Raw genomic sequence first — 26,304 nt, 5'->3', positions numbered from 1 at the left:
GGGCGGTCGGTCCTCTGCCCTCAGGGCGTGAAGACGCTCGGCCGAGGTGCCGTGGTCATGCCGTACCTCTCGGCCAGTTCGGCCACCGTCCGGGCGATCCGGTCGCGCAGTTCGGGCGGTTCGAGCACCTCGATGCCGGCGCCCAGGCGCAGGAACTCGGCGTGGGCGTGGTCGACCGACTCGATGGGGACGGTGGCCGTCGTCCAACCGTCCTGGTGCGTACGGTGGTCGGTCGCGCGGTCGAGGGTCACGCCGGGGGCCAGCCGCACCACCGCCTCGCGGCGGTACAGCCGGTCGTGGAAGTCGCGCTGGTACGCCCTCCAGTACGCGGCGAGATCGAAGTCGTGGGGGCGTGTGAACTCCTCGTCGGCGGGGGTGAGTTGGAGGATCTGGTCGACGCGGAAGGTGCGCGGGCCGGGGCCCGCGACGACGTACCAGCGGCCCGCCTTGAGGACGAGACCGTACGGCTCCAGGCGGCGCTCCACGTCGGTGGGTTCACGCCAGCGGCGGTACAGGACATGCAGGGCGCGGCTGTTCCAGACCGCGTCGGCGACCGCCGGGAGGTACGGCGTCTCGTCGCCGTCGGCGTACCAGCCGGGGGCGTCGAGGTGGAAGCGGCCGCTGATCCGGTCGGCGTGGCCGCGCAGCTCCGCCGGCAGGGCGGCGCGAACCTTGAGCTGGGCGGCGGCCAGGACGGAGCCGAGGCCGAGCTGGGCGGCCGGGCCGGGGGCACCGGCGAGGAAGAGGGCCTCGGCCTCGTCGGCGTTGAGTCCGGTGAGACGGGTGCGGTAGCCGTCGAGGAGGCGGTAGCCACCGGCGTGGCCCGCGTCGCCGTAGAGCGGGACGCCCGCCGCGCCCAGCGCCTCCACGTCCCGGTACACCGTGCGCACCGACACCTCCAGCTCCTCGGCCAGCTGGGCGGCGGTCATCCGGCCGCGGGTCTGGAGCAGCAGGAGGATGGAGACGAGTCGGCTGGACTTCACTGACACAGGATGTCAGTGAAGTGGCCATAGCGTCGCGTCATGGCCCTCACCGAGACACCGGCCTTCGCCGAGAAACTGCTGACCGTACCGCCGCCGATCGAGGTGGCCGGACGGTGGATCAAGCGCTACCACGTCACGGCCGACCCCGCGGGCATCGCACCCGAGGTGGAGCAGGCGGCGTACGCGATCCTGCCGGAACTGCTGCCGGAGCCGGACGGCACGCCTCCGGCGACGTTCGTCGTGCTGCACCGCGGCGGCGACGACGGCGCCTATCTGAACGCCTACAGCTGGGTGTGGGACAACGTCCTGCACTTCAAGGGCGCCGCGGCGGGTCAGCCGGTGCTGGGCTGTCCGGACCGCGACCCCACGCACTTCATCGCGCCCGACCTGCCGTGGATCGGCTGTGTCTGGGAACTGCCGCCGATCCAACACGAAAGGGACGCCTGGGTACGGCACATGCTCACGCCCGAAGTCCCGGACCTGACGGCCTACTTGGCCGATCCCCTGCCCGAAGGAACCACGGGAGACCGCACATGAGCAGCCCGCACGACTTCGACTTCTTCCACGGCGACTGGCATGTCCTCAACCGCCGCCGCGCCGACTTCCTCGACCCGGACAGCGGCTGGGAGGAGTTCCCGGCGACCAGCCGCTGCTGGCCGCTGTTCGACGGGGCCGCGAACCTCGACGAGATCGACATGCCGCGCCTGTCGGCGAAGGGCGCGACCCTGCGGCTCTTCGACCGGGAGACCGAGCGGTGGTCGCTGAACTGGGCCTCCAGTGTCAGCGGGACGCTGTTCCCGCCGGTCATCGGCCAGTTCGAGGGCGGACGGGGGGAGTTCCACGGCGACGACACGTACGACGGGAAGGACGTACGGGTCCGATTCGTCTGGTCGGGCGTCTCCGCGACGTCGGCCCGCTGGGAGCAGGCGTTCTCCGTCGACGACGGGCAGTCCTGGCTGCCGAACTGGACCATGGAGTTCACTCGGGCTTGAGGAACGCCCGCAGGCTGAACACCGGGTCCGGTCGGGGCCGGTCCTGGTCCGGGAGTTGTGCGAGGCGGGCGGCGAAGCCGTCGGCGAGCGCGCCTCCCGGCGGCAGGGTGACGAACCAGCCGCGGCGCAGGTCGGCGACCGTGCGCCGGGGGCTGCGACCCTGACCGCGGCCCGCGAAACGGGCCTGCCCGGCCGGGACCAGGCCGTGGGCGAGGGCGTACGACGCCACGAGCGTCGCCTCGTCCCGGGCCGGGCGGCGCGGGCGGGAGGCCAGGACGGCGTCGATGTCACTGCCGACGTTGTGGGCGGCGGCCTTGTCGACCGTGGTGATGTACACCCCGCCGGGCCGCAGGACCCGGGCACACTCCCCCACGGTGGTCCGCACGTCGTCGTCCGTCCGGCCCAGGTGCAGCAGCCACACGCTGCTGACGGCGTCGAACCCTTCGTCTGCGAACGGCAGCCGGCGGCTGTCGGCGAGCACGACCGAGCCGGGGAGGCGGGCCGCGGCCTGCCGGGCCATGGCGGGTGCGAGATCGACGCCGGTCACGCTCAGGCCGTCGCGTGCGGCGGCGAGCCGCCGGGTGACGATGCCGGTGCCGCATGCCACGTCGAGCAGGCGCCGCGTCCCGGCCGGCAGGAGTCCCAGCACCGCCTCCGCCGCGGCCGCCGCCCTGGGCTCACCGCCGCGCGAGGCGTCGTACCGCTCCGCTTCCTTGTCGTAGTCCAGCACATCCTTCAGTCTGCCCCGTGACCAGGGGCGAGATCCTCGATCCTGCGGGCGAGTGCGAAGTCCCGCTCGGTCACGGCGCTCACGGTGTGGGTGTGCACGGTAAGGGAGACGGTGTTGTAGCCCAGGGTGAGGTCGGAGTGGTGGTCGAGCTCCTCCTGGACCTGGGCGATGTGCACGACCATCGCCGTGGCCGCGAAGTGCGAGGGGAGCCGGTAGGAGCGGGCGATGCGGTCGCCGTCCAGCGACCAGCCGGGCAGCTCCGCGAGCCGGTCCTCGATCTCCTTCTGCGACAGCGGTTCGAGGGGCATGGCCTCGCTCCTTCCTGAACGGGAGGGCTATGGGGGTCGTCTTCAGACTGCCACAGCCGGGGCGCGGCGGCCCTGGTCAGACGGGTGGCCGGCGGGTCAGCGACGGACGCTTTCGGCCGCGAGGTCGTCGGCGAGCGCGGCGGAGGTCTCCTCGTGGCCGGGGTGGCGCCGCAGCAGGCGCAGGGTGCGCAGGACGGCGCCTTCCAGGGACTCGCCGCCGACGGCGTGTGCCACGACGGCGGCCGGCGCGCCGGCGGAGTAGTAGCCGGTGGGGTGACCGTGGGTGACTGGGCGGCGCGGGCGGCCATGGCGAAGGTGCCGTCAGCGGAGTTCACCAGGCCGAAGGGCGCCGAGGGCAGGACCGCGCCGCAGCCCTTGGAGTCGGGGGTGACCTCGCCGGGCTTGCCGTCGAGCGCAGGCCCCGGATCGGGTGCGTACATCTGGGCCACCCCGGACACGCACGCGTTGCCGGGAGCCCGACTGGGGGCGCCCCGGGGGAGTACAGCCAGCCCTGGGTGATGAGCCCGCCCTCGGGGGCGCCGCTCTGCGGCGGTGTGGCATGCCGGGTCACGGGTGCCGCTGGGTCTCCGGCCAGCGCTCGTACGCCCAGCGCACCAGCAGGGCCCACCCCCGCCGATGCCTTGAGCCGCTCGCGCCGATGGGCCTGGATGAGCGCCTCGGCGGTGAACAGGGTCATCTGCGTGTCGTCACTGATCCGGGCGACGTCGCTGGGCCGCGCCGATCCGCTCCAGCGAGCTGAACTCGACCGGATGGCCGAGCGCGTCCCCGAGGGCCCCGCCGAGCAGACAGCCAGGCACCCGGGCGCGGTACACGGTCTCGCCCGCCAGGGACGGCGTCCACGGCTCGTTCATTCGGCGCGGTCCTCGACTACGGTCGTACTCATGGCCATTGTCTCGTCCGGCAGCACTGAGCCCGCCACCGCCCCCACCGGCCCGGGCCTCGGCCCGTTGCTGCGGGCCTGGCGGGAGCAACGGCGGGTCAGTCAGCTGGAGTTGGCGCTGCGGGCCGACTCCTCGGCGCGGCACATCAGCTTCATCGAGACGGGCCGTTCCCGGCCGAGCGAGGAGATGGTGCTGCGGCTGGCCGAGCACCTGGACGTGCCGGTGCGCGAGCGCAACGCGCTGCTGCTGGCCGCCGGCTACGCCCCGCACTATCCGGAGACCCCGCTGGACGACCCGGCGCTGGCCGCACTCCGCGCGGGCATGGAGCAGCTGATCCACGGCTACGAGCCCTACCCGGCCCTCGTGGTCGACGCGATGTACGACGTCCACGCGGCCAACCGCGGCATCCTGATGCTGCTCGACGGCATCCCCGAGCACCTTCTCGCACCCCCGCTGAACGCGATGCGCCTGACCCTGCACCCGGAGGGCCTCGCCCCGCGCATCCGCAACCTGCGGGAGTGGCGCGGCCATCTGCTGGCCCAGATGGACCGGCAGATCGCACTGCGCCGCTCCGTTCGACTGCGCCGGCTGTACGAGGAGGTGGCGGCGTACCCGGTGCCGGAGGAGGAACCGTCCGGGACCGCCGAACCGGCCGCGCCCGTCCCGTACTTCGCGCTGCCGTTGCGGATCGAGCACGAGGGCCGCGTCCTGTCCTTCATCTCCTCCATCTCCACCTTCAACACCCCCATGGACGTGACCGTCGCCGAGCTGGCCATCGAAACCCTCCTCCCGGCCGACCCGGCGACCGTCAAGTACCTTCAGTCGCTGCTGCCCTGAAGGCCCTTCAGCGCCACGTACTGGAGCGCGGCGAACCCGGCGACGGTGAGTGCCTGGAGCACGGTCCACACCGCACCCGCCGTGGTCGGCGACAGCCACAGCGCGAGGGCGACGCAACTCAGCGCGCTCCAGGCGAGGTTGGCCTCGATCACGGCCCGTACGGGGAGTGCGGCGGGACGGGCGCGGGAGGCGAGGAGCCCGACGCCGGCGGCATACACGGTGAGAAAGGCCCCGAGCCCGAGCAGGAGCCCCCGGTCGATCCCGAGCAGCCGCCCCAGCGGCCCGGAAGCGGCGAGGTAGGCGAGCCCGTTCGCCCCGGTCACCACGGCGTCCAGGGCCAGGAAGCGGCGCAGCACGGACTGCGGGTCGGAGGTCCGGGCGAGCGCGGCGAGCGAGGTGGCGGACATGGTGGATCACCTTCCGTCGAGGTCGGATTGCGGTGACCCAACGGTCTCGCGAATGAACAAGGGGGTCGATTACCCGCGAGGTAATGCGGGCCGACGACAACGCCCCAGGGGCGCGGGGCCGTGTCGACGTGCGGCTCCGCCGCGCGGGCGCGACCAGCCACGACGGCCGTGCAGTCGGTCGACCGCAGTGACCATGGCAATGGATCCCCGCATCAAAGCCTGGCACACTGCTCGACGTACTTTTCGGCGCGTAGGGGAGGCGTGGCGTGAGTGAACGGCGGCCCGCGCCCACCGTGGGCCAAGTGGTGCTCGGCAAGCGCCTACAGGAGCTGCGCGAAGCGGCGAACCTGGGGCGCGACGAAGCCGCACGCGTGCTGCGCGTGGCCCCGGCGACCGTACGCCGGATGGAGACGGCCGAGGTCGCCCTGAAGATCCCGTACGTGCAGGTGCTGCTGGAGACGTACGGCGTACCTCAGGACGAGGCGACGGCCTTCGTCACCCTGGCCGAAGAGGCCAACCAGCCCGGTTGGTGGCAGCGCTTCCACGACGTGCTGCCGGACTGGTTCAGCCTGTACGTCAGCCTGGAGGGCGCCGCCCGCATCGTCCGCTCCTACGAGCCGCACTTCGTGCCGGGCCTGCTCCAGACCGAGGACTACGCCCGTGCCGTACTGGAGGCCGGGACGGTAGGGCAGACGGGGCCGGAGACCATAGAGCGGCATGTGTCGTTGCGCATGGAACGGCAGCGGCTGCTGGAGCGCCCGGACCCGCCGCACCTGTGGGTGATCATGGACGAGACGGTGCTGCGGCGTCCGGTGAGCGTCCGTGGCGAGGTGATGCGCGACCAGGTGGACAAGCTCCTGGAGTTCGCCGAGCGCGACCGTGTCACGTTGCAGATCGCCGAGTTCGCCGCCGGCCCGCACCCGGGGACGTACGCGCCTTTCAGCCTGTTCCGGTTCGCCGAGCCCGAGCTGCCCGACATGGTCTACACGGAGTATCTGACCGGCGCCCTGTATCTGGACTCCCGCACGGAGGTCGCCACGCATCTGGAGGTCCTCGACCACATGTCGACGGGCGCCGCGTCGGCCGAGCACACGAAGAAGCTCCTGCGGGAGTTCCGCGAGGGCTGCTGAGTCATCAGGCCCTGTCGGACCCGACCCCGAGGAGAGCACCCGGCATGACCGGATCCGAGTCCGCGCCCGCCCGTGTCGACACCAGCCGCCCGCATCCGGCCCGCGTGTACGACTGGTGGCTGGGCGGCAAGGACAACTACCCGGTGGACGAGGAGCTCGCCCGCAGGATCCTCGCCGTGGACAGCAGCGCGGTGCGCGGGGCGCGCGCCAACCGCCGGTTCATGCACCGGGCCGTCGCCACCGTCGCCGAGGCAGGCGTCCGCCAGTTCCTGGACATCGGCACGGGCATCCCCACCGAACCCAATCTGCACCAGGTGGCACAGGGCGTCGCGCCGGAGGCCAAGGTGGTGTACGCCGACAACGACCCGATCGTCCTGCGCCACGCGCAGGCCCTGCTGCACGGCTCCGCCGAGGGCACCACCGCCTATGTGCACGCGGACGTCCGCGACGTCGACGCGCTGCTGGCCCGGGCCGCCGAGTCCCTGGACTTCGAAGCGCCCGTCGGGTTGTCCCTGGTCGCGCTGACCCACTATCTGGGCGCCGAGCCGGACGGCGACGACGTCTACGGCCTCCTGGCGCAGTACGTGGCCGCGCTCGCCCCCGGCAGTCATCTGATCCTGTCGCAGGTCACCCCCGATCTGAACCCCGCCGCGATCGACAGGGCCGCCGAGCACTTCCGGCGCAGCGGCACCCCCTTCCACCCCCGCTCGCTCCCCGAGTTCTCCCGCTTCTTCGAGGGCCTGGAGCTGCTCGGCCCCGGTGTGATCCCGGTGTCCGGCTGGCGTCCGGGGCCTCAGGACGTGGCGGCCCAGGCGGAGGGCATCGTGCCCGTGTACGCGGGGGTGGCCCGCAAGGTCTGACCCGTACGGGTGCGGTGAAGGGGTGCGCTCCCGCGCGCCGCCCTAGGTTCGTGATCAGGGACCAGGGCAACCAAGGGAGCGCCTGTGACCGACACGGAGATACCGCCCACCCCGCCCGCCGAGCCACCCCCGGAGCCGGGCGCGGCGCTGCTCAAGGCGGGCAGGTTCTTCCGGCCGGGCACGCCCGCGCCCGATCTGCACAGTGTCGCGCTGACCGGCGGGCGCGAGGCGGACGCCTTCTACCGGGACCGCTGGAGCCACGACAAGGTCGTGAACTCCACGCACGGCGTGAACTGCACCGGCTCCTGCCGCTGGAAGGTGTACGTCAAGGACGGCATCATCACCTGGGAGACCCAGCAGACCGACTATCCGAGCGTCGGCCCCGACCGCCCCGAGTACGAGCCCCGCGGCTGCCCTCGCGGCGCCGCCTTCTCCTGGTACACCTACTCCCCCACCCGGGTTCGCCACCCGTACGTCCGCGGGGTCCTCCTGGAGATGTACCGGGAGGCGAAGGAGCGCCTGCGGGATCCCGTCCTGGCCTGGGCGGACCTCCAGAGCGACCCCGAGCGCCGCCGCCGCTACCAGCGGGCACGCGGCAAGGGCGGCCTGGTGCGGGCGAGTTGGGACGAGGCGGTCGAGCTGGTCGCGGCGGCCCACGTGCACACCATCAGGACGTACGGCCCCGACCGCATCGCCGGTTTCTCCCCCATCCCCGCGATGTCGATGGTGTCGCACGCGGCGGGCGCGCGCTTCCACTCCCTGATCGGCGCCCCCATGCTGTCCTTCTACGACTGGTACGCCGATCTGCCGGTCGCCTCCCCGCAGGTCTTCGGCGACCAGACCGACGTCCCGGAGTCGGGCGACTGGTGGGACGCCGCGTATCTGATGATGTGGGGCTCGAACGTCCCCGTCACCCGCACCCCGGACGCCCACTGGATGGCGGAGGCCCGATACCGGGGCCAGAAGGTCGTGGTCGTCGCCCCCGACTACGCCGACAACGCCAAGTTCGCCGACGAGTGGCTGCACCCGCACCCCGGGACGGACGGCGCGCTGGCCCTCGCGATGGGCCACGTGATCCTCAAGGAGTTCTTCGTCGACCGCGAGACACCGTTCTTCGCGGACTACGTACGGCAGTTCACCGACCTGCCCTTCCTGGTCACCCTGGAGGAACGGGACGGCGCCCACGTCCCGGCGAAGTTCCTGCGCGCCTCGGACCTGGGTCAGGAGGGCGGGAGCGCCGAGTGGAAGACGGTCGTGCTCGACGAGGCGTCGGGCCGCGCGGTCGCCCCGAACGGCTCGCTCGGCTTTCGCTGGTCCGAGTCGGGCCGGGGTCAGTGGAACCTCGAACTCGGTGACATACGGCCGCAGTTGAGCCTTCACGGCAGTGAGGTCGCCGTGGGTGTCGAGGTGCTGCTGCCGCGCTTCGACACCGAGGGCGGGGCGCACGGGCAGGGGCGCGGGGACGTCGTCCGGCGTGGCGTCCCGGCGACGAAGCTCGGCGGCGCGAACGGCCCGCTGGTGACGACGGTCTTCGATCTGCTGCTCGCCCAGTACGGGGTGGGGCGGCAGGGGCTGCCGGGCCGCTGGCCGGCGTCGTACGAGGATGCGGACGCGCCCGGCACGCCCGGCTGGCAGCAGGCCCACACCTCCGTCCCGGCGGCCAAGTGCATACGGATCGCACGGGAGTTCGCGCGGACGGCCGAGCGCTCGAAGGGCCGCTGCATGATCCTGATGGGTGCCGGCACCAACCACTGGTTCCACTCCGAGACCATCTACCGCTCCTTCCTCGCCCTGCTCCAGCTCACCGGCTGCCAGGGCCGCAACGGCGGCGGCTGGGCGCACTACGTGGGCCAGGAGAAGTGCCGTCCGGTGACCGGCTGGGCGACGCTCGCGGCGGCGTCGGACTGGTCTCGGCCGCCACGGCAGATGATCGGCACGGCGTACTGGTTCCTCAACACCGACCAGTGGCGCTACGACCGCTTCACGGCCGACGTGCTGGCCTCGCCGCTCGGCACGGGCCGCTTCCGGGGGATGACGGGCGCGGACTGTCTGGCGCTGTCGGCGCGGGTGGGGTGGATGCCGTCGTACCCGACGTTCGACCGCAACCCGCTGGAGCTGGGCGAGACGTTCGGCGATCCGGTGTCGAGGGTGGTGGCCGAACTGCGGGCGGGCACCCTGAAGTTCGCCTGCGAGGACCCGGACGCGCCGGAGAACTGGCCGCGGGTGCTGACGCTGTGGCGGGCCAACCTGCTCGGCTCGTCGGCGAAGGGCGCCGAGTACTTCACCCGGCACCTGCTGGGCACACACTCGTCCCTCCAGGCCGAGGAGGCCCCCGAGGACGTCCGGCCCAAGGACGTGACCTGGCACGACGAGGCGCCCGAGGGCAAGCTCGACCTGCTGCTGTCGCTGGACTTCCGGCAGACGTCGTCCACTCTGCTGTCGGACGTCGTACTGCCCGCCGCGACCTGGTACGAGAAGCACGACCTGTCCAGCACGGACATGCATCCCTACGTCCGCTCCTTCACCCCGGCAGTGGATCCGCCGTGGCAGGCGCGCACCGACTTCGACACGTTCAAGGCGCTGGCCGAGCGGCTGAGTGAACTCGCCGTCGACCATCTGGGGGTGCGCAAGGACCTGGTGGCGACCCCGCTCCAGCACGACACCCCGGGCGAGATCGCCCAGCCGGGCGGGGTCGTCCTGGACTGGCGGCGCGGGGAGTGCGATCCGGTGCCCGGGAGGACGATGCCTCAACTGACCGTCGTGGAGCGGGACTACACGGCGATCGGTGCCAATTTCGCCGCGCTGGGGCCGCTGGTCGAGCAGCTCGGCCTGCCCGCGAAGGGAATCACGCTCAAGCCGGACGAGGAGGTCGAGGATCTCCGGCACCTGAACGGCGTCACCCCCGACGGCCGCCCCTCCCTCGACACGGCCGTGAAGGCCGCGAACACCATCCTCGCCCTCTCCGGCACCACCAACGGCCGCCTCGCCACCCAGGGCTTCCGCACGCTTCAGGCCCACACCGGGCAGGAGATGGCGCATCTCGCGGCCGAGCACGAGGGCAGGCGGGTCACGTATGCGGACACGCAGGCCGCGCCCGTGCCGGTGATCACGTCGCCGGAGTGGTCGGGCAGCGAGTCGGGCGGGCGGCGCTACACCGCGTTCATCCTCAACACCGAGCATCTCAAGCCCTGGCACACGCTCACCGGCCGCCAGCACTTCTTCCTGGACCACGACTGGATCCACGAGCTCGGCGAGGCGCTCCCCGTGTACCGGCCGCCGCTGGACATGAACCAGCTGTTCGGCGAGCAGCGCCTGGGCCCGGACGGGCAGCGGGAGGTGACGGTCCGCTATCTCACCCCGCACAACAAGTGGTCCATCCACTCCGAGTACCAGGACAACCTCTTCATGCTGGCCCTCTCCCGCGGCGGCCAGAACATCTGGATGTCCCCGCAGGACGCCGAAGCGATCGGCGTCGTCGACAACGACTGGGTGGAGGCGGTCAACCGCAACGGAGTGGTCGTCGCCCGGGCCGTCGTCTCGCACCGGATGCCGGCCGGCACCGTCTACATGCACCACGCGCAGGAACGCACGGTCGCCGTCCCGAAGTCCGAGACCACCGGCAGGCGCGGCGGCATCCACAACTCACTCACCCGGCTGATCCTCAAACCGTCCCATCTCGTCGGCGGCTACGCCCAGCTCTCCTGGGCGTTCAACTACCTGGGCCCGACGGGCAACCAGCGCGACGAGGTGACGGTGATCCGCCGCCGCAGCCAGGAGGTCGAGTACTGATGCGCCCGATGGCCCAGATCGCGATGGTCATGAACCTCGACAAGTGCATCGGCTGCCACACCTGCTCGGTCACCTGCAAGCAGGCGTGGACCAACCGTCGGGGCATGGAGTACGTCTGGTTCAACAACGTCGAGACCCGCCCCGGCCAGGGCTATCCACGCCGCTACGAGGACCAGGAGCGCTGGCGCGGCGGCTGGGAGCTGAACCGGCGCGGCGCGCTGAAGCTCAAGGCGGGCGGCCGGATCCGCAAGCTGGCCGGGATCTTCTCCAACCCCGAACTCCCCGAGATCAAGGACTACTACGAGCCCTGGACGTACGACTACAAGAACCTCACGGACGCTCCGCTCGGCGACGACTACCCGGTGGCGCAGCCGATCTCGCAGCTCGACGGCAAGCCGATGAAGATCGAGTGGTCGTCGAACTGGGACGACAACCTCGCCGGCGCGCCCGCCCACGGCGACTTCGACCCGATGGTGGAGCAGGCGCGCAGACAGGCCTCGGACAAGGTGCGGTTCGAGTTCGAGCAGACCTTCATGTTCTATCTGCCGCGCATCTGCGAGCACTGCCTCAACCCGTCCTGCGTGGCGTCCTGTCCGTCGGGCGCGATGTACAAGCGGGCGGAGGACGGCATCGTCCTCGTCGACCAGGACCGGTGCCGGGGCTGGCGGATGTGCGTGACGGGATGCCCGTACAAGAAGGTGTACTTCAACCACCGCACCGGCAAGGCGGAGAAGTGCACGCTGTGCTATCCGCGGATCGAGGTCGGTCTGCCCACGGTCTGCTCGGAGACCTGCGTGGGCCGGCTGCGCTATCTCGGGGTCGTGCTCTACGACGCCGACAGGGTCACGGCCGCCGCGTCCGTGCGCAGCGAACGGGACCTGTACGAGGCGCAGTTGGGGGTGTTCCTCGACCCCGAGGACCGTGCCGTGCAGCGGGCGGCCGACGAGGCGGGGATCCCGTACGACTGGGTGGAGGCGGCCCGCCGCTCGCCCGTGCACGCGCTGATCAGCAAGTACCGGGTGGCGCTCCCGCTGCACCCGGAGTACCGGACGATGCCCATGGTCTGGTACATCCCGCCGCTGTCCCCGGTGGTGGACGCGCTGAGCGAGACCGGGCACGACGGCGAGGACGCCGGGAACCTGTTCGGGGCGATCGACAGCCTGCGCATTCCGCTGGAGTACCTGGCGGAGATGTTCACGGCAGGTGAGATCGGCCCGGTCCGGGCCTCGCTGGAGAAGCTGGCGGCGATGCGCTCCCACATGCGGGCGATCAACCTGGGCGAGGAGCCGGATCCCTCGGTGCCGGACGCCGTGGGTATGGAGGCGCGGGAGATCGAGGAGATGTACCGGCTGCTGGCCGTCGCCAAGTACGAGGACCGGTACGTGATTCCGACGGCGGCCGTCGCGGACGCCCGGCGCCTGGAGGAGTCGGCGCTGCCCGAGGGGTGCAGCCTCGACTACGACGGCGGGCCCGGGATGGGCGGGGACGGGCCCTTCGGCCAGGACTCGGGCCGCAAGCTGCTGCCGCTCGTCCCGGTGGAGAACTTCCACCTCCTGCGCCGCCGCCAGACCGCGGACGACGCGGCCGACACCACCCCCACAGCCGATCCCACAGCCGACCGCGAGGAGGCCTGATGCCGTCCTTCGAGGTGTTCTACCAGGCGGCCGCGCTCTGCCTGACCTACCCCGACGAGGATTTCCGCGCCCGTCTGCCGCTGCTGCGCGAGGCGGCCCCGCAGCTGCGGGAGTTCACCGACCACGCGGCCGTGACGCCGCCCGGCGAACTGGCCGCGCACTACGTCGAGGTCTTCGACCTCGAGAACCGCCACAGCCTCTACCTGAGCTGGTGGCGTGACGGGGACACCCGGCGGCGCGGCATGTCGCTGGTCCGCTTCAAGGGCCTCTACCGCGCCCACGGCCTGGAGTTCACCGGCGAGGAGCTGCCCGACTTCCTGCCCGCGGTCCTGGAGTTCGCGGCCCGCACCGGCAACACCGACCTCCTGCTGGAGCACCGGGACTGCCTGGACCAACTCCGCACCCGGCTCACCGACTTCGGCACACCGTACGCGTCCGTCCTGGCCGCCGTGTGCGCCACCCTGCCGACCGCACAGACGGGGACGCGCCCATGACCACACTGCTCTGGGGCGTCCTGCCCTACGTCACCTTCGCCCTGCTCGTCGCCGGCCTGTTCTGGCGGCACCGCTACGACCGCTTCGGCTGGACCACCCGCTCGTCCCAGATGTACGAGTCGAGGCTCCTGAACACCGCCTCGCCCGCCTTCCACTACGGCATCCTCTTCGTGCTGGTCGGCCACGTCGCCGGGCTGTTCATCCCCGAGTCCTGGACGGACGCCGTCGGCGTGAGCGAGCACACCTACCACCTGTTCTCCCTGTACGGCGGTACGGCGGCCGGCCTCGTCACGGTCGGCGGGATCGCGCTGCTGGTCTACCGCCGCCGCACCCGGGCACCGGTGTTCCGGGCGACCACCGCCAACGACAAGGTGATGTATCTGGTGATGGTCGCGGCGATCGTGATGGGCATGGTCGCCAAACTGACCCATGCCTCCGGCGACGGCTACGACTACCGCCAGTCCATCGCTCCTTGGGCCCGCAGTCTGTTCACCCTCACCCCGGACACCGGTCTGATGGCGGGCGTCCCCGTCCTGTACCAGATCCACGCGGTGGTCGGCATGGCACTGATCGCGCTGGTGCCGTACACCCGGCTGGTGCACATGTTCAGCGCGCCGGTGCAGTACCTGTTCCGGCCGTACGTGGTGTACCGCAGCCGGGACCCCAGGCAGTTGGGACCCCGACCGGAGCGGCGGGGCTGGGAGAAGACGGATGCGTGATCGCTCCGCTGGGGATGCCGCGATGTGCCGGGCCTCGTCTGCGGCGCCATCGTGGCTGGTCGCGCAGTTCCCCGCGCCCCTTCAAGGCCTGATCTGCTCAGGCCGCCCCGCCCTTCGTATCCCGGTCCTCGTCGACGATCTCGGCGTCCACCACACCGTCGTCGTCCTGCGGTGCGGCCCGTTCCGAGCCGGTGGCATCGGCGTCGGTCGGTGACTGCTGGGTCTGGGCGTACATCGCCTGTCCCATCTGCTGGCTCACCGTGGCGAGTTTCTCGATGCCGGTGCGCAGGGCGCTCGTCTCGGCGTTCTCTTCCAGGAGCCGCTTCAGTTCGGCCGCCGCCGACTCGACCTCCGACCTGGTGTCCGCGGGGACCTTGTCCTCGTTGTCGCGGACGAACTTCTCGGTCTGGTAGACGAGTTGCTCGGCCTGGTTCCGCGTCTCGGCCGCCTCGCGGCGCTTGCGGTCCTCCTCGGCGTACTCCTCGGCGTCCCGCATCATGCGGTCGATGTCGTCCTTCGGGAGGGCCGAGCCGCCCGTCACCGTCATCTTCTGCTCGCGGCCGGTCGCCATGTCCTTCGCGGAGACGTGCATGATCCCGTTGGCGTCGATGTCGAAGGCCACCTCGATCTGCGGGACACCGCGCGGGGCGGGCGGCAGACCGGTGAGATCGAAGACGCCGAGCTTCTTGTTGTACGCCGCGATCTCGCGTTCGCCCTGGTAGACCTGGATGCCGACCGAGGGCTGGTTGTCGGTGGCCGTGGTGAAGATCTCCGAACGCCGGGTGGGGATGGTCGTGTTGCGTTCGATGAGCTTGGTCATGATGCCGCCCTTGGTCTCGATGCCGAGGGACAGCGGGGTGACGTCGAGCAGCAGGACGTCCTTGACGTCACCGCGGATGACGCCCGCCTGGAGAGCGGCGCCCACGGCCACGACCTCGTCGGGGTTGACGCCCTTGTGCGGGTCCTTGCCGGTGAGTTCCTTCACGAGGTCGGTGACGGCGGGCATGCGGGTGGAGCCGCCGACGAGGATGACGTGGTCGACGGCGGAGAGCTTGATGCCGGCGTCCTTGACCGCCTGGTGGAAGGGGGTCTTGCAGCGGTCGAGGAGATCGGCGGTGAGCTCCTGGAACTGGGCGCGGGTCAGCTTCTCGTCGAGGTGGAGGGGGCCCTCGGCGGAGGCGGTGATGTAGGGCAGGTTGATCGTCGTCTCGGACGAGGAGGACAGCTCGATCTTGGCCTTCTCGGCGCCCTCGCGCAGCCGCTGCACCGCCATCTTGTCGCCCGCGAGGTCGATGCCGTTCTGCCCCTTGAACTTCTTCACGAGGTGCTCGACGACCCGCTGGTCCCAGTCGTCGCCGCCCAGATGCGTGTCACCGTTGGTGGCCTTGACCTCGATGACGCCGTCGCCGATCTCCAGCAGCGAGACGTCGAAGGTGCCGCCGCCGAGGTCGAAGACCAGCACCGTCTGCTCCTCGCCCCGGTCCAGGCCGTAGGCGAGGGCGGCGGCGGTGGGCTCGTTGATGATCCGCAGGACCTTCAGGCCCGCGATCTCCCCGGCCTCCTTCGTAGCCTGCCGCTGGGAGTCGTCGAAGTAGGCCGGGACGGTGATCACCGCGTCGGTGACGTCCTCGCCCAGATAGGACTCGGCGTCCCGCTTCAGCTTCTGAAGCACCCGGGCGGACAGCTCCTGCGCCCGGTAGCGGGTGCCGTCGATGTCGCCCTGGTCCGGGAAGCGCCAGCTCCCGTCGCCCATGTGCCGCTTCACCGATCGGGCGGTGCGCTCGATGTTCGTCACCGCCTGCCGTTTGGCCACCTCCCCCACGAGCACCTCGCCGTTCTTGGCGAAGGCCACGACCGACGGTGTGGTCCTGGCCCCCTCCGCGTTGGCGACGACCGTGGGTTCGCCGCCCTCCAGAACGGCGACCACCGAGTTCGTGGTCCCGAGATCGATCCCGACCGCGCGTGCCATCGCCGTCCCCTTCCGCCAGGGCACCCTTTGAACTCCAGCACAAAACTTGAGTGGGTTCTTGTCAATGGGACGGGTGACCGGTGGGAGGGGTGCCAAACGGGAGCTGAGCGCTCGCTCAGCGTGGGCGAACGGTTACGCCAGCTTCGCGGACAGCGTGATCGTCGTGCCCGTCAGCGCCTGACTGACCGGGCAGTTCTTCTTGGCGTCCTCCGCCGCCGCGACGAACGCGTCGTTGTCGATACCGGGCACCGTCCCCTCGACGGTGAGGTGGATCCCGGTGATGCCCTCCCCCGGCTGGAAACTCACGTCGGCCGAGGTGACGAGCTTGGTGGGCGGCGTCCCGGCTCCCGCCAGGGCGTGCGAGAGCGCCATGGAGAAGCAGCTGGAGTGCGCGGCGGCGATCAGTTCCTCGGGGCTGGTCTTGCCGTTCGCCTCCTGGGACCGCGAGGCCCACGTGACCGGCTGCGCGGCGATGGCACCGGATGAGTCGAAGTTGACGACACCGTTGCCCTCGAGCAGGTTGCCTTCCCAGACGGTGTGTGCGGAGCGCGTGGTAGCCACGGTTCTTCCTTTCGCGTGGGGGCCCGTTTCCTGGGTCCGTGCCCCCATCCGATCACACTCCGGCTCACTGCACCCGGAAGACCGGCCCACGGGAGGTGAACGGCGGGCGACGGCCCCGCGGAATCGGCTGCCCGCACAGCAGGGGCTCGCCTCTTTGCGCCTGAACCGGCGCCGCTCTCGACTTCTTGCACGCCCCCCGCTGACAACCCCGGGGCTCAGGCGGCCCGTTCCTCCGGCTCCGCCGCCAAGGGCACCTGAGGGCCGTTCGATTCCCGCAGCCAGCGGCGCAGCACGCGGTGCACGTGCTCGGCGCCGACGAGGTCCTCGCCGTCGCCGACCGGCACGGAGAAGGCGAGCGGCGACAGCAGGAACGGCTTGCCCTGCGCCCCGCCCAGTCCGCCGTGCGAGCCGATCTGCTCCTCGAAGGCGAGCACCTCGCCGCCCTCGGCCGGGTCGTACGCGGAGTTGACCATGATGTCGGCGGCGTTCGGGAAGGAGTGCGTACGGCGCACGGCGTCGGCGGCGCCCGGCCCGAAGACCTTCAACGGCCCCGGATCCTCGTCCAGTCGGCCCAGCGGGATCTCGGCGCCGTACGCGCCGAGCACCAGACCGCCGTGCTCCTCGCTGCGGACGAGCAGGAAGCCGACGCCGGGGTGGTTGGCGAGGGTGGTGAGCAGGGCCGGGTGGCGGGCGTCGATCTCCTCCCTGGTCATCCGGTGCGGCACGTCCGGGAAGGAGACCAGGCCGAGGTTGCCGGAGGCGAGCACGATCGGCTCCGAGCGACGGGACGGGCGACGCTGTTCACCGCCCTCCTCGACGGGCCGGCGCAGCGCGGCACGCACGGCCGCGCGGGCCTCCGCGCCGCTGTGGGTGCGCCGCGCCCTGCGCGACACGGCCAGCCCGCTGCCGGCCCGCACCAGGTCGCCGAGGCCAAGGCCGTACCGGGACCGGAAGGTCTCGCCGGGGCTCTGGCCGTGGTCCGAGAGCACGACGATCCGGTACGGCCGCGGCGCGTGCTCGGCGACGTTCTCGATCAACGCGAGGGACCGGTCGAGGCGGGCGAGGACCTTCTCGGCGTCGCGGCTGCCCGGACCGGAGTGGTGCGCCACCTCGTCGTACGCCACCAGGTCGGCGTAGACGGCGGTGCGGCCGGCGAGCATGTCGCCCATCACCGCGGCGACGACGACATCCCGTTCGACGACGGTCGCGAAGGCCCGGACGAACGGGTAGAGGCCGCCGCGGGAGACACGCGGGCGGACCTTGCGGGCGCGGGTGCGGGTGGACTGGCCGATCTCGCGGCCGACCTCGGCGACGAAGGACAGGGCGGTGCGTACGGCGTTGGCCGGGTCGGAGAAGTAGGCGAAGTAGCCCGCGCGGGAGCGGTTCTCACGGCCGCGCCGTCTGGTGGCGATGGACAGCACGAGGGCCTGCTCGCCGGCGCCGCCGCTGAAGAGGTTGCCGCGGCTGGCGCCGTCGGCGGCAAGGAGTCCGCCGTCGCCGGTGCGGTCGATGGCGCGGCGCTGGAGTTCGGCGGCGTTGGCGGGGCGGTTGCAGACCATCACCTCGCGGCCGGCTTTCTCGTACCAGCGGAAGGCGGGAACGTCTTGGTTGCTGCCGTGCAGGATGCCGAGCTGGCTGGCGCCGGTCTGGCTGGACCAGTCGGTGCGCCAGGGGGTGAGCCGGTGGGTGGGGCGGGCGGGTCGGCCGAGGCCGGCGGGGTCTTGGGCTCCCTCTCCCAGCCAGCGGGCGACGGTGGGCATCAGGTCCTTGCCGACGGCGGCGAGGAGGACGTCGTGGCCGACGCCGTCGAGCTGTACGAAGACGGTGCCGGGGCTGGACGGGCCGGGTGGCAGGGCTCTGCGGCGGCGGTCGGCGAGGCGGTACAGCCGGCGTCGGTAGGCGTCGTCGTCCCGTACGGCCAGGGCGGCGCCGGTGGCCGAGGCGACGGCGGACATCACGGCGGCGACGATGACGGCGGTCTCGGGGGCGGCCTCGCTGTCACCGGAGGGGACGAGGCGCAGGGCGACGATGAGCAGGGAGCCGTTGAGGAAGAACACCAGCAGGCCGAGCACCAGGGCGGGCACGAGGAGCAGGAGCCGTACGAGAAGGGGCCAGACGAGGGCGGACAGCAGGCCGAAGGCGCCGGCGCCGAGGGCCGCGGTCATGGCGATGCTGGTGGCGCTGTCGCCGTCGGCGGACTGGAGCTGGAAGTCGGGGAGGACGCCGGCGAGCACGAGCATGGTGACAGTGGAGACCGCCCACACGGTGACGCTCCGCCCTACCTGACTGGCGACGCGTCGCCAACGCCCATCACGCACAGCCCACCTCCCGGTCCCCATTCTCCCGCCCCCGCCGCCCCTACCCGTCCCGTCCCTGGGGGCCGCGCCCCCAGACCCCCGCTGTCGGCCCTCCGGGCCTCGTCCTCAAACGCCGGACAGGCTGAAATGCGCCCTAAGGGGCGCGGGGCTGTATCGACATGCGGCTCCGCCGCGTGGGCGCGACCTGCCACAACGGCGCCGCGTCGTTCAACGGCCGTCGTAACCCGCCGTCGGCATCGAGAGTCTTCGGTGCACCCGGGCCTTCATCTGCGCGTCGTACAAGGGCTCGGCGCGCCCCACGATCTCCACCCGCACCCCCCGCCGCGCGCACTGCGCGGTGAACTCCTCGACGCAGGACAGCGCGCTCTCCAGCACTCTTCGGCTGGGTGCCACGAACAGGTCGAGGCCGGGGCGGACGCCCTCCCACAGGACGGTGTGGTCCGCGCGCAGCCGGCGTACGAGCAGCTCGCGCGCGACGACGTACCCGTGTTCGGCGGCCCAGCGCGCGCACATCGCGTGCTGGCTGCGGGAGTCCACCAGGAAGGGGTCGGCGTCCAGCTGTTCGAGCGGCGTAAGACTGGCGATCGCCGTCACGCGCACTACGGATGACCCCATGGCGTCCCCCTCACCTCCGGGTTTCGCCGCCGACCCTACTCCAGCCCGTACGCTTCGGGGAGTCGCGCGAAGGAGGCAAAGAAGGTGGCCGTGGAGATCACGTGGTGGGGTCACGCCACCTGCACGGTCGAGGATTCGAACGTGCGCGTCCTGACAGACCCCTTGTTCGCACGCCGGCTCGCACACCTGCGCCGCCGCCGGGGCGCACTGCCGCCGCCCGGCGCCTGGCGCGCGGACGTCGCCGTGGTCTCCCACCTGCACGCCGACCATCTGCATGTTCCGTCCCTGGCCAGACTGGGGCAGGGCACCCGCCTGCTCGTGCCCCGGGGCGCACTCCGTGCGGTACCGGGTCTGCGCCGGCTCGCGCATCTCCAGGTGAGCGAGATGACGCCGGGGGACGTGACGACGGTCGGCGCTCTGGCCGTACGGGCCGTGCCCGCGCGGCACGACGGACGGCGGCTGCCGGTCGGCCCGCGTCGCTCGCCCGCCCTCGGCTATGTCATCGAGGGCGAGGCAAGGACGTACTTCGCCGGGGACACCGGGCTGTTCGACGCGATGGCGAAGGAGGTCGGTCCGGTCGACGTGGCGTTGCTGCCGGTCGGCGGCTGGGGACCGTATCTCGGGGAGGGCCATCTGGACGCGGGACGGGCGGCCGAGGCACTGGCCCGGCTCGCGCCGCGCAGTGCGGTGCCGGTGCATTACGGCACGTACTGGCCGATCGGCATGGACGCCGTGCGCCCCCATGAATTCCATGCGCCCGGCGAGGAGTTCGTGCGACTCGCGGCGGCGCGTGCCCCCGGCGTTTCGGTGCACCGGCTCGCGCACGGGGAGCGCGTGCGCCCGGAGGTGACCAGGTGACGGTGCTGGCCGCCACCACGACGGTGGTGCCGACCGCGTCGACTCAGCAGGCGATCGGCTATCCGTCCCTGTTCCTGCTGGTGCTGATCGGGGCGCTGGTGCCGGTGGTCCCGACGGGTGCGCTGGTGAGTTCGGCGGCGGTGGTGGCGTTTCACCAGACGGCACCGTTCTCGCTGGCGCTGGTGTTCGTGACGGCGTCGACGGCCGCGTTCCTGGGCGATGCGACGTTGTACTGGCTCGGGCGGCGTGGGATGGGCTCGAAGAACGGGTCGCGCTGGCTGGAGGCGATCCGGTCGCGGGCGCCGGAGGAGCGGCTTGCGCGGGCGCAGGAGAAGCTCGCCGCGCATGGGGTGGCCGTGCTGGTGTTGTCGCGGCTGGTGCCGGCGGGGCGGTTGCCGGTGATGTTGGCGTGTCTGCTGGCGAAGTGGCCCATGCGGAGGTTCGCCCGCGGCAACTTGCCGGCCTGCCTGGCTTGGGCTGTGACGTACCAGTTGATCGGGATTCTTGGGGGGTCGTTGTTCAGTGAGCCGTGGGAGGGGGTTGTGGCGGCGGTTGCGTTGACGTTGGTGATCAGCGTGGCGCCGAGTGTGTGGCGGCGGGTTCGATCTGCCGGGTGATGTTTCGTTGCGGGGTGCGGGCTTCGTTGTGGCTGGTCGCGCCCACGCGGCGGAGCCGCATATCGATACAGCCCCGCGCCCCTGGGGCGTGCCCCTTACCCGGCGATTTCAAGCACCCGTGAGGCACCAACCGGCATGTCCCACAGGTCCTCCCGGTCCAGTCCCGCCTTCTCCCACGCCACCCGCACCCGCGTGAGCGGTTCCAGGACCGGCTCCGCCGACAACACAAACGTGGCCCAGTGCATCGGCGCCATTCGCCGCGCGCCGAGATCCTGGGCCGCTCGGACCGCCTCCTCCGGGTCGCAGTGGACGTCGCTGAGCCACCAGCGGGGGTCGTAGGCGCCGATGGGGAGCAGGGCGAGGTCGATACCGGGGTAGCGCTCGCCGATGCGGGTGAACCAGTGGCCGTAGCCGGTGTCGCCCGCGAAGTGGACGCGCTGTCCGTCGGGGGCGGTGAGGACCCAGCCGCCCCACAGGCTGCGGCAGGTGTCGGTGAGGGTGCGCTTGGACCAGTGGTGGGCGGGGACGAAGTCGAAGCGGACGCCGGACAGTTCGGCCGCCTCCCACCAGTCCAGCTCGGTGACCTGGGTGAAGCGGCGGCGACGGAACCATGGGGCGAGGCCGGCCGGTACGAACACGGGGGTATGGCGCGGGAGTCGGCGCAGCGTCGGGGCGTCCAGGTGGTCGTAGTGGTTGTGGCTGATGACGACCGCGTCGACGCGCGGCAGGGTGCTCCAGGCGATGCCGACGGGGGTGATGCGAGCCGGGGTGCCGAGGATGCGGCGGGACCAGACGGGGTCGGTGAGGACGGTCAGTCCGCCGATCTGCACGACCCAACTGGCGTGCCCCGCCCAGGAGACGGCGACCGTGCGGGCGTCCGCGCGGGGTACCGGGCCCGGCTCGAAGGGCAGGCGCGGGATGTCCGCGAGGCCCTCCGGGCCGGGCCGTACGGAACCCTCGCGGGCGAAGCGGGCGAGGGTCTTGAAGCCGGGCAGCGGGGCGGTCAGACGGTCGTGGAAGGTCCGCGGCCACACCCGGCGTTCGCCCAGTGGGCGAGGTGCGGCGAGCGGGGGAAACGGGGGCGCAGGCGCGAAGCGGGACGGGGCCGGCGGCGCGTCGGCTTCCCGGGTGGGCGTACGCGGCGTGGTCGACGTGGCTGACTCGGACTGCTGCGTCATCGAGGAGGCTCCCATCGCTGAGCTTCGTCACGGAGGTCGTCGAAGACCGACTTCAAGTGGATCAACGCGCGGTGCACGTGCGGCAGTTCCAACGGCGAGGGTGAAGTGACGCATTCCGCGCGTTCCTCCTCGGTGCCGGCCAGCAGCGCTCCGGTGGACAGCCGCACGCGCAGCGCGCCGAGGTCGTCGCCGAAGCGGTGCCCGCCGGGCGCGGGCATGCCGAGCCGGGCGGCGAGGAAGTCCTCCAGGTCCTGTGCGTCCCCCACGTCGTGCGCGGACAGTCCGGCGCGCAGCGGGCCGAGGTCGACGTACAGGTGCCGCCCGGCCTGCGGGGGCCGCGCCACCGCGCCCGCCCTCACGGCGGCGGTGTGCGCGGCGGCGGCCACGCGCGCGTGCAGCCGTACGGCGGCCGCGATCCGCGCGGTGACCGGCTCGGGCTCCTCCAGGGCGTACCGGGCCGCGATGGCGACCGGGCCGGCGATCCGGGCGCCGAGCGCGGTGAGCACGTCGAGCACGCGCGCGTGGAGGCCGTTCCCGGCGTCGTGGGCGGGGAACCGGGCGACCGCGGCCGGCCAGCCGGGCGGCAGGTGGGCGCCGGACAGGTCGGTGACAACGGTGACCTGGTCGGGCAGCATCTCGGCGGGGCTGAGCAGCACGGTGTCGTGCGGGGCGTGCACGGTGTCGCGCCAGGTCTCGTCGCTGACCAGGTGCAGTCCCTCGTCGGTGGCGGCCTCCAGCGTCTCGTGCAGTGCCTCGGGCGGGGTCACGGTGGCGGTGGGGTCGTCGGCGACGGACAGCACCAGCAGCCGCGGGTCACCGCCCTCGTCCCGGACTCGGCGAACGGTCTCCAGTAGGGCGTACGGGTCCGGGACACCGCCGCTCTCGGCCGGTGTCGCCACATGGAAGACGGGTCTGCCCAACAGGCGTGCGTACGGCGCCCACCACGCCGCGCAGGGCCGTGGCACCAGGACGTCGCCGCCGAGCGCGGCGGTGAGCGCGAGCAGCAGGGCGGGCGCCCCGGGAGCGGCCACCACCTGCTCGGGCTCGGTCGGCAGGCCACGCCGGTCCCAGTAGCCGCACGCGGCCTCACGGAGTCCGTGGCCGCCTCCGATCGGCTCGCTCTCGGATCGGCCGGCCGCGGCGGCGAGCACGGCGGCCAGTTCGGGCAGCACGGGAAGCCCGTCGCCCGGCAGCGGTGGACCGTAGCGGACGGGGCCGTGGCCTTCGGGGTCCGTCGGTCGCATCCGTGCCTCCGCGCTGTGCCTGGTGCCTCAGTGAGTACCCATCGTGCCGCCCCCCATGGGCGCCCGCAGGGGTTTGCGCCCCTCACAGCGTCGGCGTGCGTCACACCTGAGCGGTGGGCGTCTTGCGGCGCAGCCGGTACACCGCGCCGCCGGCCGCGCCCGCGATCAGGACGCCGCCGGCGACCAGGGCAGGTACGGAGTCGGTGAAGGTGCCTCCCGAGCCGGCCCGCACGCCGTGGTGGGTCGCCTCGTCGGCGCAGTCCGCCTTGGCCTTGCCGGGTTCGCCCTTGCCCGGTCCGGTCATGCCCGGTTCGGTCATGTCCGAACCGGGGTCGGCGCAGTGCTGACCGCCGCCGTCCGTGCCACCGATGCCGCCCTCCCAGCCACCCTGCCCGCTCTCCATGCCGCCCTGGTCACTCTCCATACCGCCCTGGCCCCCCTCGATGCCACCGTGGCCGCCGTCCGAGCCGCCCGTGCCTCCGCCCATGCCGCCCTCTTCGTCGCCGTCCTTGCCTGCGTCCTTGCCGCCGTCCTTGCCTGCGTCCTTTCCGCCCGTCCCGCCTCCGCTGTCGAGGGCCACCGTGAACGTCGCGCTCCACGGCTTGCCCTCCCCTCCGGCCGCCGCGGGGCAGGTGCCGTCCACCGTCCAGGCGGAGTCCGGTCCGGCCGCGTCGGGGTCGCCCTCGAAGTTCTCGGCCGGGGGGATGCGGGCGGTGCCGCTGTAGGCGGGGCCGGCGTTCTTCTCGTCGTTGCCGGAGACCCGCTTCAGCTCGACGGTGCCTTCTTCGAACGCCTGCGAGGTGGCGTCGAGGGTGGCGGGCGCGGAGCCGTCGGCAGCGTCGCAGGAGACCGAGACGGTGACGCTGCCGCCCGGGGATACGCTGCCGGGGCTGACCTCGGCGGCCGGTTCCGCGAAGACGGCCGAGGCGGCGAAGCCCAGGACGACACCGGCCAGGGCGGCGACGGACAGGGCGCGGGCTCTGCGGCGCATGGGGTGGGCTCCTTCGGCCGACGGCTGCGGGGGTACGGCGGTCGTGCCCCCGCAGCCATGACAGCCCGCCCGGCGTCCGGGCGCGCGCGGCCGGGCACCATTCGCGGGACGGGGACGCCCGAGCGGGTGACATCCCCGGGCTCTTCCCCCTGCCCCCGTCCCGTCAGTTCAGCAGCGCCGCCAGGTCGCGCTCCAGCCCGCGCCCACGCCTGCTGACCACTCCGGCGGCGACGTCCGACAGCTTGCGGTTGGTGGCCTGGGAGATGCGGCGCAGCACGCCGAAGGCGGCGTCGGCGTCACAGCCGAGGACGTGCATGACGATGCCGCTCGCCTGGTCGACGACGGGCCGGGAGCGCAGCGCGGTGCCGAGATGGTCGAGCTCGGTGAGCGCGGCGCGGTAGGAGCGGTCGCGGACCAGGCAGCCGGCGGCGAAGTCGCCGAGGGCGCGCGCGGGTCCGTGGGCGGCGTCCTCCAGGGCGCCCGGCCGGAAGCTGTAGAGGCTGAGCGTCACCGTGAGCCCGGAGCGGCGGAACGGGAGCGTGACGCTGGAGCGCACGCCCGAGTCGAGTGCCATGGCGCGGTACTCCGGCCAGCGCTCGTCGCGCAGCAGGTCGGCCGAGTCGACGGGCTCGCCGCGTTCCAGAGCGGCCGGGATGGGCCCGTCCCCGGAGCGGAGCTGTACGGCGACGAGTCCGGCGAGGTCGGGATGGGTGACGGCGGCGGGCCGCTCGGCTCCCGGCTCGGCGACCACGCTGCTCGCCCCGCAGCAGTCCGCGGTGCAGCGCACGGCCTGTTCGACCAGTTCGGACAACCTGCGCGCCGGAAGGGCCGCTTCGGCGGACTCGTGTACCCAGTGACCCACAGGGTGGTGAGCGGGCATCCTCAACTCCTCCTCTCACCCGGCGCGTTCCCGGACCCGCGCGGGGAAAACAGCGGAAGAACAGGCAGAACCGGTTGAGTCCCCGCCGCCCCGCGCCGCGTGGCCACCGGCTAGGTTCGTTCCCATGGCGAAGACCGACGAATTCGGTGAAGAGCTCGCGGATTTCGTGCGCCGCGTCGCGGAACTCAAGGCGGCGCGGTCCGTGACCGGAGGGGACCTGCCGACCGTACTGGACGCGGCCATCTTCGAACTCGACCATGTCGCCGACCAGTTGTGGCCGTGGTACGAGCGGCTGTCCTCGGCCGGACCGCCCCGTACGACGTCGGCCGACCGCCAGGAACAGCATCTGCTGCGCGCGGTGTTCCAGCGGTTTCCGCTGCCCGTGGCGCTGGTGGACCGGGAGGCGGTGGTGCGCCGGCTGAACTTCGCGGCGACGTCCTTCTCCGGGGTCCGGGCCGGCTATGCGACGGGCCGGCCGCTGACCGGGTTCCTCGCCCACGCCGACCGGGCCGCGTTCCGTTCCCAGGCGGCGGCGGTGGCCCGCGGCGAGGGCGACCGCAGCCTCACCGTGCACCTCCAGCAACGTCCTTCCGTGCCGGTCCACGCGACCCTGACCGCCGTACGCCCGAGCGGGGAGCCGCACACCACCGTGCTGGTGGTGCTCCAGCCGGACGACCTCCGCGCGCCCGCCTCCCCGGCCACGGCAGAGAACCCGACGACCCAGGTGCCCGATCTGACCGAGACCACCCGGCACGCGTCCCTGATGGACGTCCTGGACGAGATGACCGCGACCCTGCTGACCGCACCGCGCGGCGACCGTGACACGGTCGTCCGACAGGCGGCCGAGGTCCTCCACGGCCGCTTCGCCGACTGGGTGATCGCCGACACGGGCACGACCGGCCTCTCCCGTACGACGGTGCTGGCCCCCTCGGACGAGGAGGCGAGCGCCCTGGCGGCCCAGTCCCCGACCACGTGCCCCCTCGTCATGGAAACGGCACGCACCGGCTCTCCGTCCCTCCAGGTCCGGCCGGCGGACCCGCACGCCTTCGGCCAGGACCTCCAACGCGGCCCAGTCCTCGTACAGGCGGACGTCACGTCATTGCTGTGCGTACCGCTGACGATCGATGCTCGTGTACAGGGCGTGTTGACCTTGTTCAGATGCGGGGCCCGCCTGGCCTTTTCAATGGCAGAGGCACAGGCCATGGACATCATGTCCCGCCACATATCACTGGCGGCAACCGGGACGCCCTAAAGGGGCGCGGGGAACTGCGCGACAAGCCACATGCGG

Annotated in this window: 26 protein-coding genes; 12 read left to right on the top strand and 14 right to left on the bottom strand. The window is 72.1% G+C overall.

Translation table 11 applies throughout. The features are described from left to right. Window positions 1–20: 20 nt before the first annotated feature. A complete protein-coding gene (locus tag KUM44_RS11945; protein WP_217207801.1) occupies window positions 21–983 on the bottom strand; it encodes a YafY family protein in 963 nt (320 codons plus the stop codon). A 39-nt stretch (window positions 984–1,022) separates the two neighbouring features. On the opposite strand from KUM44_RS11945, the gene KUM44_RS11940 reads away from it, so the two are divergent. Then, the gene (locus tag KUM44_RS11940; protein ID WP_217207800.1) at window positions 1,023–1,520 is read left to right on the top strand and encodes a hypothetical protein; all 498 of its coding nucleotides are present in this window, start codon (window positions 1,023–1,025) and stop codon (window positions 1,518–1,520) included. Beyond that, window positions 1,517–1,975 (top strand): hypothetical protein, encoded by a 459-nt coding sequence (locus tag KUM44_RS11935; RefSeq protein ID WP_217207799.1) that lies wholly within the window; start codon window positions 1,517–1,519, stop codon window positions 1,973–1,975. Before KUM44_RS11940 ends, KUM44_RS11935 begins: the two co-directional genes overlap by 4 nt. Here the strand turns inward: KUM44_RS11935 and KUM44_RS11930 are convergent. From KUM44_RS11930 to KUM44_RS45315, 4 genes are all read right to left on the bottom strand, one after another. Then, on the bottom strand, window positions 1,962–2,705 hold the full coding sequence (locus tag KUM44_RS11930; protein WP_217207798.1) for a class I SAM-dependent methyltransferase: 744 nt from the start codon (window positions 2,703–2,705) through the stop codon (window positions 1,962–1,964). The genes KUM44_RS11935 and KUM44_RS11930 overlap by 14 nt on opposite strands. Before the next feature lie 5 nt (window positions 2,706–2,710). Beyond that, entirely contained in the window at window positions 2,711–3,013 is a 303-nt protein-coding gene (locus KUM44_RS11925) for a 4a-hydroxytetrahydrobiopterin dehydratase (RefSeq protein WP_217207797.1), read from the bottom strand. Window positions 3,014–3,109: 96 nt separating this feature from the next. Further along, window positions 3,110–3,247, bottom strand: a complete 138-nt coding sequence (locus KUM44_RS45320) for a hypothetical protein (RefSeq protein ID WP_308402586.1) — start codon at window positions 3,245–3,247, stop codon at window positions 3,110–3,112. 473 nt (window positions 3,248–3,720) lie between these two features. Further along, window positions 3,721–3,885 carry an ADP-ribosylglycohydrolase family protein gene (locus tag KUM44_RS45315; RefSeq protein WP_254389401.1) on the bottom strand — a complete coding sequence of 55 codons (165 nt, stop codon included), beginning with the start codon at window positions 3,883–3,885 and terminating at the stop codon, window positions 3,721–3,723. A gap of 30 nt (window positions 3,886–3,915) precedes the next feature. Here KUM44_RS45315 and KUM44_RS11915 point away from each other — a divergent pair, with 30 nt between their 5' ends. Further along, a complete protein-coding gene (locus tag KUM44_RS11915; RefSeq protein ID WP_217207796.1) occupies window positions 3,916–4,752 on the top strand; it encodes a helix-turn-helix domain-containing protein in 837 nt (278 codons plus the stop codon). Here KUM44_RS11915 and KUM44_RS11910 read toward each other — a convergent pair. Beyond that, window positions 4,734–5,159, bottom strand: coding sequence for a hypothetical protein (locus tag KUM44_RS11910; protein WP_217207795.1), 426 nt, complete (start codon window positions 5,157–5,159; stop codon window positions 4,734–4,736). The two genes, KUM44_RS11915 and KUM44_RS11910, sit on opposite strands and share 19 nt — an antisense overlap. Before the next feature lie 266 nt (window positions 5,160–5,425). Here KUM44_RS11910 and KUM44_RS11905 point away from each other — a divergent pair, with 266 nt between their 5' ends. From KUM44_RS11905 to narI, 6 genes are all read left to right on the top strand, one after another. Next, on the top strand, window positions 5,426–6,289 hold the full coding sequence (locus KUM44_RS11905; RefSeq protein ID WP_217207794.1) for a helix-turn-helix transcriptional regulator: 864 nt from the start codon (window positions 5,426–5,428) through the stop codon (window positions 6,287–6,289). Between the two features lie 44 nt (window positions 6,290–6,333). Continuing rightward, window positions 6,334–7,149 (top strand): SAM-dependent methyltransferase, encoded by an 816-nt coding sequence (locus KUM44_RS11900; protein ID WP_217207793.1) that lies wholly within the window; start codon window positions 6,334–6,336, stop codon window positions 7,147–7,149. Between the two features lie 84 nt (window positions 7,150–7,233). Further along, window positions 7,234–10,938: a nitrate reductase subunit alpha gene (locus KUM44_RS11895; protein ID WP_217207792.1), complete on the top strand. Its 3,705-nt coding sequence runs from the start codon at window positions 7,234–7,236 to the stop codon at window positions 10,936–10,938. After that, window positions 10,938–12,572, top strand: coding sequence for a nitrate reductase subunit beta (gene narH, locus KUM44_RS11890; RefSeq protein ID WP_217207791.1), 1,635 nt, complete (start codon window positions 10,938–10,940; stop codon window positions 12,570–12,572). The genes KUM44_RS11895 and narH overlap by 1 nt, the downstream gene beginning before the upstream one ends. Continuing rightward, window positions 12,572–13,066: a nitrate reductase molybdenum cofactor assembly chaperone gene (gene narJ, locus KUM44_RS11885; protein WP_217207790.1), complete on the top strand. Its 495-nt coding sequence runs from the start codon at window positions 12,572–12,574 to the stop codon at window positions 13,064–13,066. Before narH ends, narJ begins: the two co-directional genes overlap by 1 nt. Then, a complete protein-coding gene (narI, locus tag KUM44_RS11880; RefSeq protein ID WP_217207789.1) occupies window positions 13,063–13,785 on the top strand; it encodes a respiratory nitrate reductase subunit gamma in 723 nt (240 codons plus the stop codon). The genes narJ and narI overlap by 4 nt, the downstream gene beginning before the upstream one ends. Window positions 13,786–13,882: 97 nt before the next feature. On the opposite strand, the gene dnaK is transcribed toward narI, so the two are convergent. From dnaK to KUM44_RS11860, 4 genes are all read right to left on the bottom strand, one after another. After that, window positions 13,883–15,754, bottom strand: coding sequence for a molecular chaperone DnaK (gene dnaK, locus KUM44_RS11875; protein ID WP_217207788.1), 1,872 nt, complete (start codon window positions 15,752–15,754; stop codon window positions 13,883–13,885). A 132-nt stretch (window positions 15,755–15,886) separates the two neighbouring features. Then, entirely contained in the window at window positions 15,887–16,315 is a 429-nt protein-coding gene (locus tag KUM44_RS11870; protein ID WP_217207787.1) for an OsmC family protein, read from the bottom strand. A gap of 215 nt (window positions 16,316–16,530) precedes the next feature. After that, the gene (locus KUM44_RS11865; protein ID WP_217207786.1) at window positions 16,531–18,654 is read right to left on the bottom strand and encodes a phage holin family protein; all 2,124 of its coding nucleotides are present in this window, start codon (window positions 18,652–18,654) and stop codon (window positions 16,531–16,533) included. A 186-nt stretch (window positions 18,655–18,840) separates the two neighbouring features. Then, the gene (locus KUM44_RS11860; RefSeq protein ID WP_217207785.1) at window positions 18,841–19,248 is read right to left on the bottom strand and encodes a hypothetical protein; all 408 of its coding nucleotides are present in this window, start codon (window positions 19,246–19,248) and stop codon (window positions 18,841–18,843) included. Between the two features lie 84 nt (window positions 19,249–19,332). On the opposite strand from KUM44_RS11860, the gene KUM44_RS11855 reads away from it, so the two are divergent. Both KUM44_RS11855 and KUM44_RS11850 read left to right on the top strand, forming a co-directional pair. Beyond that, window positions 19,333–20,106 carry an MBL fold metallo-hydrolase gene (locus KUM44_RS11855; RefSeq protein ID WP_217207784.1) on the top strand — a complete coding sequence of 258 codons (774 nt, stop codon included), beginning with the start codon at window positions 19,333–19,335 and terminating at the stop codon, window positions 20,104–20,106. Next, the gene (locus KUM44_RS11850) at window positions 20,103–20,723 is read left to right on the top strand and encodes a DedA family protein (RefSeq protein WP_217207783.1); all 621 of its coding nucleotides are present in this window, start codon (window positions 20,103–20,105) and stop codon (window positions 20,721–20,723) included. Before KUM44_RS11855 ends, KUM44_RS11850 begins: the two co-directional genes overlap by 4 nt. A gap of 95 nt (window positions 20,724–20,818) precedes the next feature. On the opposite strand, the gene KUM44_RS11845 is transcribed toward KUM44_RS11850, so the two are convergent. The 4 genes from KUM44_RS11845 to KUM44_RS11830 form a co-directional block, all read right to left on the bottom strand. Further along, window positions 20,819–21,901, bottom strand: coding sequence for an MBL fold metallo-hydrolase (locus KUM44_RS11845; RefSeq protein ID WP_217207782.1), 1,083 nt, complete (start codon window positions 21,899–21,901; stop codon window positions 20,819–20,821). Further along, window positions 21,898–23,145 carry an aminotransferase class I/II-fold pyridoxal phosphate-dependent enzyme gene (locus KUM44_RS11840; protein WP_217207781.1) on the bottom strand — a complete coding sequence of 416 codons (1,248 nt, stop codon included), beginning with the start codon at window positions 23,143–23,145 and terminating at the stop codon, window positions 21,898–21,900. The genes KUM44_RS11845 and KUM44_RS11840 overlap by 4 nt, the downstream gene beginning before the upstream one ends. Before the next feature lie 100 nt (window positions 23,146–23,245). After that, window positions 23,246–24,136, bottom strand: coding sequence for a hypothetical protein (locus tag KUM44_RS11835; RefSeq protein WP_217207780.1), 891 nt, complete (start codon window positions 24,134–24,136; stop codon window positions 23,246–23,248). A 163-nt stretch (window positions 24,137–24,299) separates the two neighbouring features. After that, entirely contained in the window at window positions 24,300–25,016 is a 717-nt protein-coding gene (locus KUM44_RS11830) for an ANTAR domain-containing response regulator (RefSeq protein ID WP_217207779.1), read from the bottom strand. Window positions 25,017–25,140: 124 nt separating this feature from the next. On the opposite strand from KUM44_RS11830, the gene KUM44_RS11825 reads away from it, so the two are divergent. Further along, window positions 25,141–26,268 carry a GAF domain-containing protein gene (locus tag KUM44_RS11825; protein ID WP_217207778.1) on the top strand — a complete coding sequence of 376 codons (1,128 nt, stop codon included), beginning with the start codon at window positions 25,141–25,143 and terminating at the stop codon, window positions 26,266–26,268. Window positions 26,269–26,304: the final 36 nt, after the last annotated feature.

This window comes from Streptomyces sp. AC550_RSS872, from assembly GCF_019049285.1.
Lineage (GTDB): Bacteria > Actinomycetota > Actinomycetes > Streptomycetales > Streptomycetaceae > Streptomyces.
This window is presented reverse-complemented; position numbering and strand designations above follow the sequence as displayed.

Coding starts and splice junctions, on each gene's coding strand:
- KUM44_RS11830 (WP_217207779.1), bottom strand. CDS start 25,016: ATGCCCGCTCACCACCCTGTGGGTCACTGGGTACACGAGTCCGCCGAA.
- KUM44_RS11925 (WP_217207797.1), bottom strand. CDS start 3,013: ATGCCCCTCGAACCGCTGTCGCAGAAGGAGATCGAGGACCGGCTCGCG.
- narJ (WP_217207790.1), top strand. CDS start 12,572: ATGCCGTCCTTCGAGGTGTTCTACCAGGCGGCCGCGCTCTGCCTGACC.
- narH (WP_217207791.1), top strand. CDS start 10,938: ATGCGCCCGATGGCCCAGATCGCGATGGTCATGAACCTCGACAAGTGC.
- KUM44_RS45315 (WP_254389401.1), bottom strand. CDS start 3,885: ATGAACGAGCCGTGGACGCCGTCCCTGGCGGGCGAGACCGTGTACCGC.
- KUM44_RS11835 (WP_217207780.1), bottom strand. CDS start 24,136: ATGCGCCGCAGAGCCCGCGCCCTGTCCGTCGCCGCCCTGGCCGGTGTC.
- KUM44_RS11865 (WP_217207786.1), bottom strand. CDS start 18,654: ATGGGGACCGGGAGGTGGGCTGTGCGTGATGGGCGTTGGCGACGCGTC.
- KUM44_RS11825 (WP_217207778.1), top strand. CDS start 25,141: ATGGCGAAGACCGACGAATTCGGTGAAGAGCTCGCGGATTTCGTGCGC.
- KUM44_RS11940 (WP_217207800.1), top strand. CDS start 1,023: ATGGCCCTCACCGAGACACCGGCCTTCGCCGAGAAACTGCTGACCGTA.
- narI (WP_217207789.1), top strand. CDS start 13,063: ATGACCACACTGCTCTGGGGCGTCCTGCCCTACGTCACCTTCGCCCTG.
- KUM44_RS11845 (WP_217207782.1), bottom strand. CDS start 21,901: ATGACGCAGCAGTCCGAGTCAGCCACGTCGACCACGCCGCGTACGCCC.
- KUM44_RS11935 (WP_217207799.1), top strand. CDS start 1,517: ATGAGCAGCCCGCACGACTTCGACTTCTTCCACGGCGACTGGCATGTC.
- KUM44_RS11840 (WP_217207781.1), bottom strand. CDS start 23,145: ATGCGACCGACGGACCCCGAAGGCCACGGCCCCGTCCGCTACGGTCCA.
- KUM44_RS11915 (WP_217207796.1), top strand. CDS start 3,916: ATGGCCATTGTCTCGTCCGGCAGCACTGAGCCCGCCACCGCCCCCACC.
- KUM44_RS11900 (WP_217207793.1), top strand. CDS start 6,334: ATGACCGGATCCGAGTCCGCGCCCGCCCGTGTCGACACCAGCCGCCCG.
- KUM44_RS11910 (WP_217207795.1), bottom strand. CDS start 5,159: ATGTCCGCCACCTCGCTCGCCGCGCTCGCCCGGACCTCCGACCCGCAG.
- dnaK (WP_217207788.1), bottom strand. CDS start 15,754: ATGGCACGCGCGGTCGGGATCGATCTCGGGACCACGAACTCGGTGGTC.
- KUM44_RS11860 (WP_217207785.1), bottom strand. CDS start 19,248: ATGGGGTCATCCGTAGTGCGCGTGACGGCGATCGCCAGTCTTACGCCG.